General features: G+C 73.1%; 10 protein-coding genes. 4 read left to right on the top strand and 6 right to left on the bottom strand.

Annotated features, from left to right (window positions below; translation table 11 throughout):
- Positions 1 to 2 precede the first annotated feature (2 nt).
- Entirely contained in the window at positions 3 to 3,533 is a 3,531-nt protein-coding gene (gene mfd, locus ACZ45T_RS14485) for a transcription-repair coupling factor (RefSeq protein WP_468440972.1), read from the bottom strand.
- A 252-nt stretch (positions 3,534 to 3,785) separates the two neighbouring features.
- Here mfd and ACZ45T_RS14480 point away from each other — a divergent pair, with 252 nt between their 5' ends.
- Positions 3,786 to 5,177, top strand: coding sequence for a DUF2079 domain-containing protein (locus tag ACZ45T_RS14480; RefSeq protein WP_468441139.1), 1,392 nt, complete (start codon positions 3,786 to 3,788; stop codon positions 5,175 to 5,177).
- Positions 5,178 to 5,325: 148 nt separating this feature from the next.
- Here the strand turns inward: ACZ45T_RS14480 and ACZ45T_RS14475 are convergent, their stop codons facing one another.
- Together ACZ45T_RS14475 and ACZ45T_RS14470 are read right to left on the bottom strand one after the other, a co-directional pair.
- Positions 5,326 to 7,911, bottom strand: coding sequence for an ABC transporter permease (locus ACZ45T_RS14475; RefSeq protein ID WP_468440970.1), 2,586 nt, complete (start codon positions 7,909 to 7,911; stop codon positions 5,326 to 5,328).
- The gene (locus ACZ45T_RS14470) at positions 7,908 to 8,684 is read right to left on the bottom strand and encodes an ABC transporter ATP-binding protein (protein WP_453496909.1); all 777 of its coding nucleotides are present in this window, start codon (positions 8,682 to 8,684) and stop codon (positions 7,908 to 7,910) included. Before ACZ45T_RS14470 ends, ACZ45T_RS14475 begins: the two co-directional genes overlap by 4 nt.
- Positions 8,685 to 9,017: 333 nt before the next feature.
- On the opposite strand from ACZ45T_RS14470, the gene ACZ45T_RS14465 reads away from it, so the two are divergent.
- Complete coding sequence (locus ACZ45T_RS14465) at positions 9,018 to 10,619, top strand: MFS transporter (RefSeq protein ID WP_468441137.1); 1,602 nt, start codon at positions 9,018 to 9,020, stop codon at positions 10,617 to 10,619.
- Between the two features lie 101 nt (positions 10,620 to 10,720).
- Positions 10,721 to 11,608, top strand: a complete 888-nt coding sequence (locus tag ACZ45T_RS14460) for a hypothetical protein (protein ID WP_468440968.1) — start codon at positions 10,721 to 10,723, stop codon at positions 11,606 to 11,608.
- Between the two features lie 312 nt (positions 11,609 to 11,920).
- Here the strand turns inward: ACZ45T_RS14460 and ACZ45T_RS14455 are convergent, their stop codons facing one another.
- A complete protein-coding gene (locus ACZ45T_RS14455) occupies positions 11,921 to 12,487 on the bottom strand; it encodes a CGNR zinc finger domain-containing protein (RefSeq protein ID WP_468440966.1) in 567 nt (188 codons plus the stop codon).
- Between the two features lie 81 nt (positions 12,488 to 12,568).
- Here ACZ45T_RS14455 and ACZ45T_RS14450 point away from each other — a divergent pair, with 81 nt between their 5' ends.
- A complete protein-coding gene (locus ACZ45T_RS14450; protein ID WP_468440964.1) occupies positions 12,569 to 13,432 on the top strand; it encodes an alpha/beta fold hydrolase in 864 nt (287 codons plus the stop codon).
- Positions 13,433 to 13,599: 167 nt separating this feature from the next.
- Here the strand turns inward: ACZ45T_RS14450 and ACZ45T_RS14445 are convergent, their stop codons facing one another.
- Positions 13,600 to 14,475, bottom strand: coding sequence for a cellulose-binding protein (locus ACZ45T_RS14445; protein WP_468440962.1), 876 nt, complete (start codon positions 14,473 to 14,475; stop codon positions 13,600 to 13,602).
- 134 nt (positions 14,476 to 14,609) lie between these two features.
- On the bottom strand, positions 14,610 to 17,180 hold the full coding sequence (locus ACZ45T_RS14440; protein ID WP_468440960.1) for an SUKH-4 family immunity protein: 2,571 nt from the start codon (positions 17,178 to 17,180) through the stop codon (positions 14,610 to 14,612).
- Positions 17,181 to 17,183: the final 3 nt, after the last annotated feature.

Here is a 17,183-nt window from a genome sequence, read left to right as displayed (position 1 = left end):
GCTTAGGACCCCAGGATCGTGGTGAGGAACTCCCCGGTCCAGGCCAGCAGTTCGCGGCCGACCACCGGCTTGCCGCCGATCTTGCCCGCCTTCGGGCGCGGGATCAGCACCTGCCCGGTGGCGGGCTTCAGCACCGCTCCCGGGTAGAGCCGCTTGAGCCGCAGCTCCTGCGACTCGCGCAACTCCACCGGCCCGAAGCGGATGTTGTTGCCCTGGAGGGTGATGTCGCCGACGCCGCAGGCCCGGGCGAGCATCCGCAGCCCGGCCACCAGCAGCAGGTTCTCCACCGGCTCCGGCAGCTTGCCGTAGCGGTCGGTGAGCTCCTCCCGTACGGCCTTGATGTCCGCCTCGGAGTTGGCCGACGCGATGGAGCGGTACGCCTGGAGGCGCAGCCGCTCGCCGGGCGCGTAGTCGTGCGGGACGTGCGCGTCGACCGGCAGCTCGATCTTGACCTCCAGCGGCGGCTCCTCCTCCACCCCGCCCTCGACCGCGGCCCGGTAGTCGGCCACGGCCTCGCCGACCATGCGGATGTAGAGGTCGAAGCCGACGCCCGCGATATGTCCGGACTGCTCGCCGCCGAGCAGGTTGCCCGCGCCGCGGATCTCCAGGTCCTTCATGGCCACGTACATGCCGGCGCCCATCTCGGTGTGCTGGGCGATCGTCGCGAGCCGCTCGTGCGCGGTCTCGGTCAGCGGCTTCTCCGGCGGGTAGAGGAAGTACGCGTACCCGCGCTCGCGGCCCCGGCCCACGCGGCCGCGCAGCTGGTGCAGCTGGGACAGGCCGAAGTTGTCGCCGCGCTCCACGATCAGGGTGTTGGCGTTGGAGATGTCGATGCCGGACTCGACGATCGTGGTCGAGACGAGCACGTCGAACTTCTTCTCCCAGAAGTCGACGACGACCTGTTCCAGGGCCTGCTCCGACATCTGGCCGTGCGCCGTCGCGATCCGCGCCTCGGGCACGATCTCGCGCAGCTTGGCGGCCGCCCGGTCGATGGACTCGACCCGGTTGTGGATGTAGAAGCACTGGCCCTCGCGCAGGAGTTCACGGCGGATGGCCGCGCCGATCTGCTTCTCCTCGTACGGGCCGACGAAGGTCAGCACCGGGTGGCGCTCCTCCGGCGGGGTGGTGATCGTCGACATCTCGCGGATGCCGGTCACCGCCATCTCCAGGGTGCGCGGGATCGGGGTCGCGGACATGGTCAGCACGTCGACGTTGGCACGGAGCTTCTTCAGCTGCTCCTTGTGCTCCACGCCGAACCGCTGCTCCTCGTCGACGATGACCAGGCCCAGGTCCTTGAACCTGGTCTCCTGCGAGAAGAGCCGGTGGGTACCGATGACCACGTCCACGGAGCCCTCCTTCAGGCCCTCCAGGGTGGCCTTGGACTCGGTGTCGCTCTGGAAGCGGGACAGCGCCTTCACGTTGACCGGGAACTGGCTGTAGCGCTCGGAGAAGGTGCCGAAGTGCTGCTGCACGAGGAGGGTCGTCGGCACGAGGACGGCCACCTGCTTGCCGTCCTGGACCGCCTTGAAGGCGGCGCGCACGGCGATCTCGGTCTTGCCGTAGCCGACGTCGCCGCAGACGAGCCGGTCCATCGGGACCGACTTCTCCATGTCCTCCTTGACCTCGGCGATGGTGGTGAGCTGGTCGGGCGTCTCCGCGTACGGGAAGGCGTCCTCCAGCTCGCGCTGCCAGGGGGTGTCCGGACCGAAGGTGTGGCCGGGGGCGGCCATGCGCGCGCTGTACAGCTTGATCAGGTCGGCGGCGATCTCCTTGACCGCCTTCTTCGCGCGCGCCTTGGTCTTCGTCCAGTCGGCGCCGCCGAGCCGGTGCAGGGTCGGGGCCTCGCCGCCGACGTACTTGGTGACCTGCTCCAGCTGGTCGGTGGGGATGTAGAGCCGGTCGCCGGGCTGCCCGCGCTTGGCCGGCGCGTACTCGACGAGGAGGTATTCACGGGTGGCGCCCTGCACCGTCCGCTGGACCATCTCGACGTACCGGCCCACGCCGTGCTGCTCGTGGACGATGTAGTCCCCGGCCTCCAGGGTCAGCGGGTCGATGGTCTTGCGGCGCCGGGTCGGCATCCGGCCCAGGTCCTTGGTGGCGGTGCGCTGCCCGGTGAGGTCCGTCTCGGTCAGGACGGCGATCTTCAGCGCCGGGTCGACGAAGCCGTTGTCGATGGAGCCGCAGGCGACGTGGACCAGGCTCGGCTCCAGGGCGCGCAGCTCCGGCTCCAGCCGGGCCGGGATGCCCTCGCCGCCGAGCACCTCGACGGTACGGGCGGCCGGGCCGTGGCCCTCGGTGAGGTAGACGGTGTGCCAGCCGTCGGCGATCCAGCCCTTGGTGTCGGCCAGCGCCCGGGCGGTGTCGCCGCGGTAGGCCTCGGGGGCGTGCATGCCGAGCTTGAGGGTGTCCCCTCCCGTCACTTCATCGGCGGCGAAGGGGGAGACCGACCACCACATCATGTTCAGCTCGCGGGCCCGGTCGCGAACGTCCGCGATCCCGCGCAGCGAGGCCGCGCCGACGTCGATGGGGGCCACGCCGCCGCCCGCGGTGGCCGCCCAGGAGGCCATGAGGAACTCCTGGGAGGTGGCCACCAGGTCGGCGGCCCGGGTCCGTACCCGCTCCGGATCGCAGACGACGGCCATCGCCCCGGCCGGCAGGACGTCGACCAGCAGCTCCATGTCGTCGACGAGGACCGGAGCGAGGGACTCCATGCCCTCTACGGCGATCCCCTCGGCGATCTTGTTCAGCAGCTCGCCGAGCTCCGGGTGCGCCTCGGCGAGGGCCGCGGCCCGCTCCCGTACCTCCTCGGTGAGCAGCAGCTCGCGGCAGGGCGGGGCCCACAGCCCGTGCTCGGCGACCTCCAGCGACCGCTGGTCGGCGACCTTGAAGTAACGGATCTCCTCGACCTCGTCGCCCCAGAACTCGATGCGCAGCGGGTGTTCCTCGGTGGGCGGGAACACGTCGAGGATGCCGCCGCGCACGGCGAACTCGCCGCGCTTCTCGACGAGCTCGACGCGCGCGTACGCGGCCGCCGCCAGAGCCTCGGTGATCTCCCCGAGGTCGGCGCTCCCGCCCTGGCGCAGGCTGACCGGGGCCAGCTCCCCGAGTCCCTTGACCTGCGGCTGGAGCACGGACCGGATGGGCGCGACGATCACGCTCACCGGCCCCGCCGCCGGGTCGTCCTTGCTGGGGTGCACGAGCCGGCGCAGGACGGCGAGCCGGCGGCCCATCGTGTCGCTGCGCGGGCTGAGCCGTTCGTGCGGGAGCGTCTCCCAGGACGGGTAGTCCACCACCTCGTCGGGCGGCAGCAGGGAGCGCAGCGCAGCGGCCAGGTCCTCGGCCTCGCGCCCGGTGGCGGTGACCGCGAGCACGGTCCGTCCGGTCTGCCGGGCCAGCGCGGCGATCGCGAAGGGCCGCGCGGCGGCGGGGCCGACCAGGTCCACATGCATGCGGTTGCCGTCCCCGGCCGCGGTGACCGCCTCGGCGAGGGCGGGGTCCCGGGTGACGGCGTCGAGCAGTCCGTGCAGGCTCATGAAGGAGGCTTTCCGTCCGGTGAGGGGGCAACGCGAAGGACCCGACACGTCGTACGGGCCGGGGGTTCCCACCTTATGACGACGCCGTCCCCGTCGCGCGAGGGATTCCGGTCGCCCACGGGAGTGACGGGAGCCGGGACGGCGGGGATGTCAAGATGTTCACGTAATGAGCGTCTGAACTCGCCGCGTCGCTTCCGCAGGCGTTCACCCCCGACCGGCCCTAGGGAGCACGAGTCCGTGACGAGCGATGCGATGGCCCGTGCGGCGCAGGTGCCGCAGGCTCCGGCGAAGCCGGGGACGGGCCGGTGGGCCGGACCGTGGGTGGTGGCCGCCGGGCTGTTCCTGGTGTACCTCGCGCTGTCCGTCACGCGCTTCCGCCGGATGGACTGGGCCTCCTGGGACCTGGGGATCTTCGAGCAGGCGATCCGCGCCTACGCGCACCTGCGGGAGCCCGTCGCCGATCTGAAGGGGCCCGGGGCCAACATCCTCGGGGACCACTTCAGCCCGATCATCGCGCTCGCCGCCCCCGTCTACCGGGTCTTCCCGGGCCCCGTCACCCTGCTGGTCGTACAGGCCGCGCTGTTCGCGCTCTCCGCCGTCCCCGTCACCCGGGCGGCCGGGCGACTCCTCGGCCGGGCCCGCGGGATCGCCATCGGGGTCGCGTACGGGCTGTCCTGGGGCATCCAGCGGGCCGTGGAGTTCGACTTCCACGAGATCGCCTTCGCGATGCCCCTGCTGGCCTTCTCCCTGGAGGCCGTGCTCGCACGGCGCTGGCGGGCCGCCCTGCTGTGGGGGCTGCCGCTGGTCTTCGTCAAGGAGGACCTCGGCTTCACGCTCGCCGCCCTGGCCGTGGTGGTGGCCTGGCGGGCCCGGACCACCGACCGGCGGGGCGCCCGGACCGCGCTCGTCGTCGCCGCCCTGGCCGCCGTCTTCGCCGTGCTCGTGTTCACCGTCTTCATACCGGCCTTCGCCGCGGCGGGCTACGGCTACTGGGACAAGATCGACGGCGCGGGTCCGCTCGCCGGCATCGGCACCAAGCTCGCCACCCTGGGCTGGGTGCTCATCCCCACCTCCGGGCTGCTCGCGCTGCGCTCGCCGCTGCTGCTGGTCGCCGCCCCCACCCTCGGCTGGCGGTTCCTGTCGGGGGACGACCACTACTGGTCCACCGACTGGCACTACAGCGCCGTACTCATGCCGGTGGTGGCCCTCGCCCTCGTCGACGCCATCGACACCGTCCGGCGCGGCGAGCGGCCCTGGCTGCGCGCGTACGCCCTCCAGCTGCCCACGGCCGTGCTCGCCTCCGCCCTCGCCCTCAGCGCGACGAGCATGCCGACCGCCAAACTCGCGGAGGCGCGTACGTACGAGAAGCCCGCCCGGGTCACGGCCATCGAGCGGCTCCTCGACCGGATCCCCGACGGGGCCACCGTGGAGGCCGACACCACCCCGCTGACCCGGCTGACCTCCCGCTGCCGCGTGCTGTGGATCGGGGGCAGCAAGGGCGTGGTCCCCGACTGGATCACCCTGGACAACTCCTCCAAGTGGGCGGGCGAGGACCCGACCGACTACGCCCACCAGCTGCACCCCGGCGAGCGGTACACCCTCGTGGGCGAAGCCGCCGGAATCGTCCTGATGCAGCGGAGCTGAGCGGCGGGACGCAACGGCCGGACGGAGCGCGGGACCGAGCCCGAGACCGAGCGCGGGACCGAGCAGCGGTCGGCGGGGAGAAACGGCGGCGCCGGCCCGGAACCCAAGGTCCCGGACCGGCGCCCTCCCCCGAACGACCGCGGCGTTCCTACTCGCTCGCGATCGCGTTCAGAACGTTCATCCGCCCTGCCCGGAAGGCCGGGACCAGTGCGGCGAACAGGCCCACGAAGGCCGAGGCGAAGAACACCCCGAGGATCGTCGGCCACGGGATCTCCAGCACCTTCAGGCCCTGGAGCGCGAGCAACTGCTGCGCGGTGGCCCCCCAGCCCATGCCCAGCCCGAGGCCGAGCAGGGCGCCGAAGAGGGCGATGACCACCGACTCCAGGCGGATCATGCGGCGCAGCTGGCGGCGGGAGAGGCCGATGGCGCGCATCAGGCCGATCTCGCGGGTCCGCTCGACCACCGACAGGGCGAGGGTGTTCACGACGCCCAGGACCGCGACGATGATGGCGAGGCCGAGGAGCCCGTAGACCATGTTCAGCAGCTGGCCGACCTGGTCCTTCAGGGTCTTCTTGTAGTCGGCCCGGTTGCGCACGTCGTACTGCGGGTACTCCGCCAGCGACGCCTTGACCGCCTTGTACGCAGCGGCGTCGGACTCTCCGTCCTTCGCGCTGGCCAGCAGCATGAAGGGAAGCGGCATCCGGTCGGCCGGCAGGTTCGCCCGGGCGACCTCGGTGCTGACGAACTTCATGCCCTTGTCGAGGTTGCCCTCGTCGCTGGTGATCGCCGCGACCTTGAGCTTGACGGTCTTGCCTTCGGTGAAGGCGACCGTCATCTCGTCACCGAGCTTGATGCCGTGCTTGGTGGCGTACTCCGAGCCGACCGACATGGAGTCCTTGCCGTACGCCGCCGCGTGCTCGCCGGCGACCATCTTGCGGCGGACGTCCTTGGCGTACGTCGCTTCGGTGGCGCCGAGTTCCTCCGTCTCCGCGGAACCGTCGGGGGCGGTGAGCTTCGCCTCCACCAACCGGTAGGCGGTGACGTGGTCGAGGCCCGGGACGGACCTCAGTGCCTGCTCGGCCTGCGGCATGACCGGCTGCCCGGTCTGGGAGCCGACCATGTAGTCAGCGCCGACCGACCTGTCGAGCTCCTCGGTGGCGGAGGCCACCATCGAGGATCCGACCACCGACAGGCAGGCGACCAGCGCGAGGCCGATCATCAGGGCGGCGGCGGTTGCGCCGGTGCGGCGCGGGTTGCGCAGGGCGTTGCGCTCGGCGAGCCGGCCCACCGACCCGAAGGGCCGCAGCACCACGCCGGAGAGCACCCGCACCACGCCCGCGGCGAGCAGCGGGCCGATCACGATGAAGCCGATGAGGGTGAAGACGATGCCCAGGCCCAGCCAGGCCGATCCGGGCGCGGCCTTGTCGGCGGCCGCGGCCAGGAAGAGCCCCGCCCCGCCGATGCCGGTGAGGACCAGGCCGAGGACGGCACGGATCACGCCGGCCTTCTTGTCGCCCGGGGTGCCGGACTCGCGCAGGGCGGCCATCGGGGAGACCTTGCCGGCCCGGCGGGCCGGGATGAAGGCGGCGACGACGGTGACGACGACGCCGAGGAACACGCCGATGACCGGGGTGGTCCAGGCGACGGTCAGATCGTCGGTGGACAGGTGCATGCCCAGCTGGCCCATGAGCTTCATCAGGCCGACGGCCAGGCCCACGCCCGCGCCGACGCCCAGGGCCGCGCCGACGACGCCGAGGAGGAAGGCCTCGACGACCACGGACTTGAGGACCTGTCCGCTGTCGGCGCCGATGGCGCGCATCAGGCCGATCTCGCGGGTGCGCTGGGCGACCAGCATCGAGAAGGTGTTGAAGATCAGGAAGATGCCGACGAGGAAGGCGATCCCGGCGAAGCCGAGCATCACGTACTTCATGACGTTGAGGAAGGAGCCGACCTCCTTGCGGTTGGCGTCCGCGGCTTCCTTGGCGGTCTGGAGCTTGTACGTGTCCGCGCCGACGGCGGTCGCGATGCGCTGCTTGAGCTGCTCGTCGCTCACCCCGTCCTTGGCGGTGACGTTGATGTGCGTGAAGGAGCCGGGGGAACCGAGCAGCGCCTGCTGCGCGGTGGCGGTGTCGAAGTAGACGATGGCCGCACCCGGGTTGGTCACGGTGAAGGCAGTGATACCGGTGATCTTGGCGCGGATGTCGCCGGTGATGGCGATGGTGCGCAGCTCGTCACCGATCTTCAGGTGGTGCTTGGCCGCGGTGTCGGCGTCGACCATCACCTCGGTGGGGCCGCGCGGCGCGTTGCCCTCGGTGATCTTCATCGACTTGAGCTCGTTGTCGTTCCAGTTGCCCGCGATGGTCGGGGCACCGGTGGTCGAGCCCATGTTCTCGTTCTTGGAGTTGACGACCGTGACGGACAGCGACATGACGGCGCCCTCGGCGTTCTTGACGCCCTCGGCCTTCTTCACCTCCTCGACGACCGAGCCGGCCAGCATCTCGGGCTTGCCGCGCTCCGGGTTCTCCTCCGCGGACTTCGCCGACTTCGGGCTGACGGTCACATCGGCGCTGGTGACGCCGAACAGCTTCTCGAAGGTGGTGTTCATGGTGTCGGTGAACACCAGCGTGCCGCAGACGAAGGCGACGGAGAGCATGACGGCGACGGCGGAGAGCGCCATCCGCCCCTTGTGCGCGACGAAGTTGCGCCGCGAGGTCTTCAGGACCATGTTGCTCATGAGGTCCGCCCGCGCGCGTCGAAGTCCTTCATGCGGTCGAGGACCTGGTCGGCGGAGGGCCCGTACATCTCGTCGACGATCCGTCCGTCGGCCAGGAAGATGACGCGGTCCGCGTAGGAGGCGGCGACCGGGTCGTGGGTGACCATGACGATGGTCTGGCCGAGCTCGTCCACCGAGCGGCGCAGGAAGCCCAGTACCTCCGCACCCGCCCGGGAGTCCAGGTTTCCGGTCGGCTCGTCGCCGAAGATGATCTGCGGGCGGGCGGCGAGGGCGCGGGCGACCGCCACGCGCTGCTGCTGACCGCCGGAGAGCTCGGTCGGGCGGTGCTTGAGGCGGCCGGCGAGGCCGACGGTCTCCACGACCCGGTTCAGCCACTCGGCGTCGGGCTTGCGGCCCGCGATGTCCATGGGGAGCGTGATGTTCTCCAGGGCGTTCAGCGTGGGCAGCAGGTTGAACGCCTGGAAGATGAAGCCGATCCGGTCGCGGCGCAGCTGCGTGAGCTTCTTGTCCTTCAGCCCCGTGATCTCGGTGTCGTCCAGGTGGATCTGGCCGCTGGTCACCGTGTCGAGACCGGCGAGGCAGTGCATCAGCGTGGACTTGCCGGAGCCCGAGGGGCCCATGATCGCGGTGAACTGGCCGCGCATGATGTCCACGTCCACGTCGTCGAGGGCCACGACGCGCGTCTCACCGGAGCCGTAGGCCTTGACGACCTTCCGCGCCCGGGCCGCGACGGCTGCATGCCCTCCAGTACCCCCGTGCCTGGTTTCGGTCATAGCCGTTGTCACGGTGTTTCCCCTCGTTCGGTTGCGTGCGATTGCCCGCGGCGTCTCAGCGAAGTCTCCGGCGGAAGAGGGGTCCGGCGCGCTGGTGCCCATCGCCGTATCCGTCCGGGGGTTATCCCCACCCCCGAGCTCCCCCGCTCATATGAACCAGTTAAAGACGCACCGGACTCTTCTTCATCCTCCGCCGGGAGGAACAGCCCCTGGCCCGTTGTGCGGAGAGACCCCTAGGGGTTCTCCACCCTTCGGGGGATGAGACCTGGGGGATACCGCGAGATGCGGCACCGGTGAGAAGGTGTTCCCCGCGGTTACGTGCAGGGGGAAGGAATCTCGGTGGACTCAGGGGCGGGCACGGAGTCCGGAGGCCCGGACGGCATACCCACCGGGACGCGGATCCCACCCGGCGGCCCGGTTCCGGCCAAATCCGAAGCGGCCGGTGCGACCCCGACCCGGGCCGTCGTCGCCTCGCTCATGCTCGCGATGGCGCTCGTCGCGCTCGACAGCACCATCGTCGCCACCGCCGTCCCGCAGATCGTGGGCGACCTCGGCGGCTTCTCCGTGTTCTCCTGGCTCTTCTCCGGCTACATGCTGGCCGTCACCGTCACCCTCCCCGTCTACGGGAAGCTGTGCGACACCTTCGGCCGCAAGCCCGTCCTGCTCTTCGGCATCGGCCTCTTCCTCGTCGGCTCGGTACTATGCGCGCTCGCCTGGAACATGGCCGCCCTCATCGCCTTCCGGATCGTCCAGGGCCTGGGCGGCGGTGCCCTCCAGGGCACGGTCCAGACCCTGGCCGCCGACCTGTACCCGCTCAAGGAACGCCCGAAGATCCAGGCCCGGATGTCCACCGTCTGGGCCACCTCGGCCGTGGCCGGCCCCGCGCTCGGCGGGCTGCTCGCCTCGTACGCGCACTGGCGCTGGATCTTCCTGCTCAACCTGCCGCTGGCCGCCCTCGCCCTGTGGATGATCGCCCGCCACCTGACCGAGCCCGTACGGTCCCCCGGGCGCCGGGGCCCGGTCGACTGGGCGGGGGCGCTGGGCACCTTCGCCTGCGGCGGAGTGCTGCTGTTCGCGCTCGTCCAGGGCGGGGTCGCCTGGCCCTGGCTGTCCGCGCCCTCGCTCGGGCTGCTGGGCGCGAGTGCGGTGCTGGCCGCGGTCGTGGTCCGGGTGGAACGCCGGGCCCGGGAACCGATCCTGCCCGGCTGGGTGTGGCGCCGGCGCACCATCGCCGCCGTCAACCTGGCCATGGCGGCGCTCGGCCTGCTGATGGTCGCGCCCGTGGTGTTCATGCCGACGTACGCCCAGTCCGTGCTCGGCCTCGGGCCCGTCGGCGCCGGGCTGGTCATGTCCGTGATGACCCTGAGCTGGCCCGTCTCCGCCGCGTTCAGCCAGCACGTCTACCGGCGCATCGGCTTCCGCAACACCGCGGTCGTCGGGATCGCGCTGGCCGCGGTGATCCTCTTCTCCTTCACGCTGCTCCCCCATCCGGCCCGGCCGTGGCAGCCCGCGCTGATCATGCTGCTGCTGGGCGGCGCCCTCGGCCTCTTCCAGCTCCCGCTGATCGTCGGGGTGCAGTCCACCGTGGGCTGGGCCGAGCGGGGGACCACGACGGCCTCGGTGCTGTTCTGCCGCCAGGTCGGCCAGAGCGTGGGGGCCGCCCTGCTCGCGGCCGTGGCCAACGCCACCATCGCCGCCCGGCTGGCGGGCGCCCCGGTGCCCGGGCTCCCGGACGACCTGGACGACGTGGCGAAGGCGCTCGACCGGCCGGAGCTGCTCCCCCGGGCCGCCGCCGACCACCTGCGCGGGGCCGTGGCCGCCGCCGTGGACCACATCTTCCTCGGCGCGACGGCCGCCGCCGTGGCCGCACTGCTGGTCCTGCTGCTGGTGGCGCCGCGGCGGTTCCCGGTCCTGCCGGAACCGGGGGACGAGTAACAGGCCTGGCACAGGTAACAAGCCCGCCCCGGCCCCGACTTGTCATGGCCCGGGCCAGTGGGTAACCCTCGTGACAGGACCGTTTCCGGGGGGACGACGACATGGCATCCGCACTCTTCGCACTGGCGTTACTGGCCGCCCTGGCCGGCCCGATCTGCCTGCGGCTGTACCGCAGCCCGGGCTTCATCACCGGCCGCGACGGCCGGCTCTCCACCTCGACGGCCCTGGCCCTCGCCTGGACGGTGATCCTGGTCTGGCTGCTGCTCGCGATCCTCGCCTACGGGCTCACCGCGGGCGGCGGGGTCCGGTACTTCCAGGGCTCCGACGGCCCGCTGTCCACGCTGACGACGGTGTACCTGCCGCTGCTCGGAGGCCCCTACGTGGCCCTGATCGCGGCGAAGACGGTCGTCGGCATGCGCGTGGAGAAGGGCAGCATGGCCAAGCCGGCCCCGAAGCCGACGGATTCGGGACGGCGGCCGCTGCGGGAGCTGATCGCGAACGACAGCGGACGGACCGACCTGGTCGACCTCCAGTACGTCGCGCTCAGCGCGGTCACGATGCTCTACGTCGTCCTGTTCTTCCTCTCGGACGTCGGCGCCGGACTCCCCCACCTGCCCGCCGAGATCTGGGCCCTGACGGGCGCCCCGGCGGGGGCGTACCTGGTGAACAAGATGGCCGTCCGGGCCAACCCGCTGATCACGAACGTCTCCGTCTCCGACGGCCTGCTGACCGTCGAGGGCGGCGGCTTCGCCCCCGACCCGGCGGGGCCCGCGACGCACGCCCAGCCGCAGGTCACCGTGGACGGCACGGCCGCCGAGACCTCCTTCGACCCCGCGACGGGCACGCTGAAGGCCCCCCTCCCGGCGGGCGCGAAGGCCCCGTTCACGGTGACGGTCACGGCCCGCGGCCTGCGCAGCGACCCGTACCGCTACGCGACCCCGGCGACGCCGCCGCCTGCCGTGCCGGCGCAGCAGGGGCCGGTCGGCTAGGGTCCGAACCCCCGCGCCTCAAACGCCGGCGAGGCTGAAATGGCCCCGCCGGTTGTGACGGGGTCGGGTGTGTGCCGGGGCGTCCCCGCAGGGCGCCGAACACACCGCCGCCGCACTCCCCGACCCCTCGCCACGTTCGGCGCCCGAGGAGACGCCCCGGCGCGCGCCCGGCCCCGGCGCAACCGGCCCCCCGCGCGCCGACGGACGGCACCAGCCAAAATCCAGCCCCGCCGGCGTTTGAGGCGCGGGTCCGGGCAGAGCCCGGCAAGCCCAACCCAACCCGGCCCGGGAGGGCACCGGCAACCGGCCCCGTTACCGCGGAGCGGTCTCGCCCTTGTGCCGGGCGTAGTAACGGGCGACCCGCGCCCGGTTGCCGCAAGCGGCCGCCACGCACCAGCGGCGGCGCGGGTGCGCCGGGAGGAAGAGCAGGACGCAGTCCTGCGCCTCGCAGGAACGGACCGACGTCACCCGGGGGTCCGTCAGCAGCTCCGCGACCGCCTCGGCCAGTTCGGCCGCGAGCCGCGCGGCGGGGGCGGCGGTCCGGTGCGGGGCGGCCGTGAGGCCTGCCTCCGTACTCCAGGCCAGCTCGCGATGGGCCGGCGCCGCGGATAGCACCTCGTTCAGCGCGCGCAGCGCATCGGCCGGGGGCCGCTCCCCGCGCCGGGCGGCGTCCAGCGCCGGCCGCGCGGCCTCCCGTACGGCCCTCACGGCGGCCACCTCGGCCGTGCCCACCGCCTCGACCGGGGTCAGCCGTCCGGCCTGCTCGGCCAGCCAGTCCGCGAGGCCCGCCGGGTCGGCGACGAGGTCGCCCGCGGCGGAGCGGGTGTTGAGGAGGTCCAGGGCGAGGGGTTCCCCGGTGAGCGGGAAGGTCACTGTCACGCAGCTAATGCTACCGCAAGCACTTGACCCATTAGTGATCATCGGCAAGACTAATGGAACCAAGGCCCCAGGAGGCATGTGATGACTGTTGTCCGGCACCAGCACCGCACCGTTGACGTCGACGGAGTCCGCGTCGCCTACCGCGAGAGCGGCCCCGCCGACGGACCCGTACTGCTCCTCCTGCACGGCTTCCCCACCGCCTCGCACCAGTTCGCCCGCCTGATGGACGCCCTCGGCGACACCCCGTACCGCCTCATCGCCCCCGACTACCCCGGCTTCGGCCGCACCGAGGCCCCGGCCGGGTTCACGTACACCTTCGACCGGCTCGCGGACATCGTGGAGGGCTTCACCGACGCCCTCGGGCTGGACCGCTTCGCCCTGTACGTCTTCGACTTCGGCGCCCCGGTCGGGCTGCGGCTCGCGGCGCGGCGCCCGGAGCGGGTGACCGGCCTGATCGTCCAGAACGGCAACGCGTACGAGGAAGGCCTGTCGGAGGCGGCCCGCGAGTTCGCCGGGCTGCGGCGCGAGGTGCCGGGCAACGAGGAGCGGATCCGGGGCCTGTTCACGGTGGAGGGCACCCGCTTCCAGTACGAGACCGGGGTCGCGGACCCCGCACTGATCTCCCCGGACAACTGGACGCTGGACGTCCACTACCTCGGGCTGCCGGGGCGTGCCGACGCCCAAGCCGACCTCGCCTTCGACTACGCCTCGAACTTCGCGCACTACCCCGCCTGGCAGGCGTGGCTGCGGGCGGCGGGGCTGCCGGTGCTGGTCGTCTGGGGCGCGGGCGACCCCTTCTTCACGCCGGCGGGCGCGAAGGCCTACCTCCGGGACGCCCCGGACGCCGACGTCCACGTCTTCGAGGGCGCGGGCCACTTCGCCCTGGAGACCCACCTCCCGGAAATCACCCCGCTGATCGAGGACTTCCTCACCCGGCTCCACTGACGGGTGGCCGGCCGCCGCTGCGCGGAGCCTCTCCCCGCCCCGCCCTTTCTCCGTTTCCCGGGCTCTGCCCGGACCCGCTCCTCAATCGCCGGAGGGCTGAAATACCCAGCCTCGCCGGCGTTTGAGGCGCGGGGTCTGGGGCGGAGCCCCAGGCATGGACGCGCCGGTCAGCCCTCCGCGGGGGCGGATCGGCCCGTCAGGGCGGACAGGCTGGAGCGGACGTGGTTCATGTGGGCCCGCATTTCCTCCTGGGCCTCCGCGTGTTCCCGCAGGATGCGGTCCGTTTCCCGGCCCACCCGCTCCTCCTGCACCCGCGCCGCCGCCAAGAGCTCCGCCGCCCGCGCCTCCGCGTCCTCCTGGCCGTGCCGGGCCGACTCCTCCGCCTCGGCGAAGTCCCGGCGGGCCTCCGCCAGGCGGGACTCGGCGTACCGCTCCAGCTCCGCGTGCCGCGCCGCGAGCTCGGCCTCCCGCGCCGCCAGGCCCCGCTCCGCCGCGTCCCAGCGCTCCACCTGTTCCTGCTCGCGCTCCGCGAGCAGCGCGTCCGCCCGCCGCCGCGCCTCCGTCACCGCGGCCATGCCCTCCGCGCGCCAGGCCGCCGCGTCCTCCCGCGCCTGCGCCCGTACGTCGTCGGCCTCCTGCTGGGCCCGCAGCAGCCCCTGCCGGGCCCGGACCTCCGTCTGCTCCCGCACCGCCTCCGCGTCGCCCCGTGCCAGCTCCGCCGCCCGGTCGGCCCGCGCCTCGGCCGCGCCCAGCGTCTCGGAGGCGTCCGCCCGTGCGTCCAGCCGTACGGCGTCCGCCTCTTCCTCCGCCAGCAGCAGGATCCGGCGGGCCCGCGCGCCCAGTTCGTCGTACGTCTGCGGGGCGAGCCCGGCCACCACCTCGCGCAGGCGCTCCGCCTCCGCCGACATCTGCTTGGCCAGGACCGTCAGCCGTGCCACCCGTTCCCAGGCCTCGTCACGGCTCCCGGACAGCCGGGCGAGGTACCGGTCGACCTCTTCCATGCGGTAGCCGCGACCGCGCACAGTCGCAATGGGTGCACTCATCCGGGAAGCGCCTCTCTCGCGGGGATTCCTGTCAAGGATGCGTCATTTGCTCCCAGAAGCCCGAATGGCCGGGCCGGGACCCCGTTCGAGGGTCCCGACCCGGCCATTGAACCGATCATCCGATCAGGCCGACGTCAGAGCAGTCCGTCCCACATCTGCTCCAGCAGCACCGACCACCAGCTCTCCGGCGAGGCCAGCGCCGCGCTGTCGAGCCCCGCCAGATTCGCCTGGAAGTCGACGGTCCAGCGGCCCGCCTGCTCCGGCGTCAGATGCTGGCGCAGCCGCCACATGTGACCCAGCATCGCGAGGGACCGTACGAACTGCGGCAGGCTCGAATTCACGAACTGCGGCGGTACCGGGGCGCCGCCCGGGCCGCCCTCCACCGGGACCGCCACGATGTGCGCGGTCCCGTACTGCACGCAGAGCGCCTTGCCGAAGTCGCTGCCGACGACCAGGTACGAGCCCGCGTCCGAGGCGGGCTGCACCTGTCGCTGCGCGGCCATCTCGGCCAGCGTCGGCACCGGTTGGCCCGGCACCGCCTGCGCCCAGAAGAACGGCCCGAAATCGACGGGCAGGCCCGACCACATCAGCGTCTGCGCGACGATCTCCGGCACACCCTGACGGGACACCGCGCGCTGGTCGAAGCGGAACACGCCCTGCGGGCCGAACGCCGCCGTCAGCTCCTGCGCGATCGCGTCCAGCGGGATCGCCGGCTGGAGCGGGACCTGCGGCAGGGGCGCCCGTACCGGCGCGGGGCGCGCCGGACCGTCCGCCACCTGGTGCAGCTCACCCTGATGGGTGAGCAGGTGCCGCATGCCCTGCTGACGGCCCGCGTGGTCCTTGCCGTACGGGGCCACGCTGGTGATCCGCACCTGAGGCCAGGTCTCCCGGATCATCCGGGCGCAGTAACCGCCGGGCAGCTCACAGGACTCCAGCTCGGTGTGCAGCTCCAGCACCTGCTGCGGCGGCACGTTCATCGCGCGCAGCTCGTGCAGGATCTGCCACTCCGGGTGCGGGGTGCCGGGCGCCGAGCGGCGGATGAGCTGCTGCTCGGAGCCGTCGGAGCCGCGGTAGCGGAGCACGGCCTGGTAGCCGGGGCCCACGGTGGGCGCGCCGGTCGGGGCCGCGGGCGCGGGGGGCTGCTGCGCCGCGGGTCCGACGGGGGCGCCCGGCGGCGGGCCGGGGGGCGCGGGCGGCTGCCCCATGGCGGGGCCGGCCAGCATCGTCGCGGCATGGTCGAGCCCGCCGCCGGGCACGCCGGGAGCACCGGGAGCCCCCGGCGGACCGGGGGGCTGCGGTACGCCGGGACCCGCGAGCATGGTCGCGGCGTGATGGGCCCCGCCACCGGGGGCGCCAGGGGCACCGGGCGGGCCGGGAGGCGTGGGAGGCTGCCCCGTCACGGCCGGACCGGCCAGCATCGTCGCGGCGTGGTCGAGCCCACGGCCGAGCGAGCCGGGGGCACCGGGCGGACCCGGAGGACCGGGCGGACCCGGAGGCTGGGGCGCACCGGCACCCGGAGCTCCGGGCGGACCCGGAGGCGCCGGAGGCTGCCCCGTCACGGCCGGACCCGCCAGCATCGTCGCGGCGTGGTCGAGCCCACGGCCGAGGGAACCGGGGGCACCGGGCGGACCCGGAGGACCGGGCGGACCGGGAGGCTGGGGCGCACCGGCACCCGGAGCTCCGGGCGGACCCGGAGGCGCCGGAGGCTGACCGGTCACGGCCGGACCGGCCAGCATCGTCGCGGCGTGGTCGAGCCCACGGCCGGGCACGCCGGGAGCACCGGGTGCGCCGGGCGGGCCCGGAGGCGTCGACGGCTGCGCCGGACCCGGGGTCCTCGAGCCACTGGCGGAACCACCCGGCCGGGAGATCTGGGCCTTGCTCGTCGGCGCGTCGGCGATGTCGCCCGGCGTCTGTCCCAGCGCGGGCACGATCGCGGTCCTCGGCAGCTGGCTGCCGCCCGGAATCAGCGCTGTCTTCGCCTCCGAGGCCACCCCGGGCGACGGCGCGTCGTCCAGGTCCGACCCGGACAGCGGCGGCGCGAACACGGTCGCGGGCAGCGGCACGGACGCGTCGTCCGCACCGGAGTTCACATCGGTCCCCGCCCACGGCGTGGACCCGGTCGGTACCGCGGCGGGTGCCGGCGCGGCCGCGGGCGCGGGTGCGGCCGGAACCCCGTCGTTGGCCGTCGGCTCGTACGGGATCTCGCCGCCACGCCGCAGCGGCACGGCGTCGAAGGGAGCCGGAGCGGGCGCCGGGGCCGGGGCCGGCGCGGCGTCGACGGGCGGCTCCACACGAGCCGAAGCCGGAGCCGGAGCCGGGGCCGGCGGAATCCCCGCCCGGTCCGCCGCCTCCTGGAGCCACTCGGGCGCCCTCAGCATGAACGAGGTCTGCTCCGAGTCGATCCGCGGCGGCGGAACCGAGGCCTCCGAAGCCGCTGCCGCAGCCACGGCCCCGTACTCCTCCTCGTACCGGCGGATCACCTCGCCCACCGGCAGCCCGGGCCACAGCGTGACCTCCCCGCTGTCCCGCGCGATGACCAGCCGCTGCCGGCCGCCCCCGGACACCGGACCGGCCGCGCGGTCCTCCGCCCACACCACGAACCCGAGCCCGAACTCCCGTACGCGCACCTCCCGGTGCTGGTACGCGGGCACGTCCCCGTTGATCCACTCCTCGGCGCGCTCCTGCGCCTGCGCAAACGTCACCACCGC

It is taken from the genome of Streptomyces sp. NPDC030995, from assembly GCF_055571215.1.
Note: the sequence above shows the minus strand (reverse complement) of the source record. Positions and strands in the feature narration are given on the sequence as shown.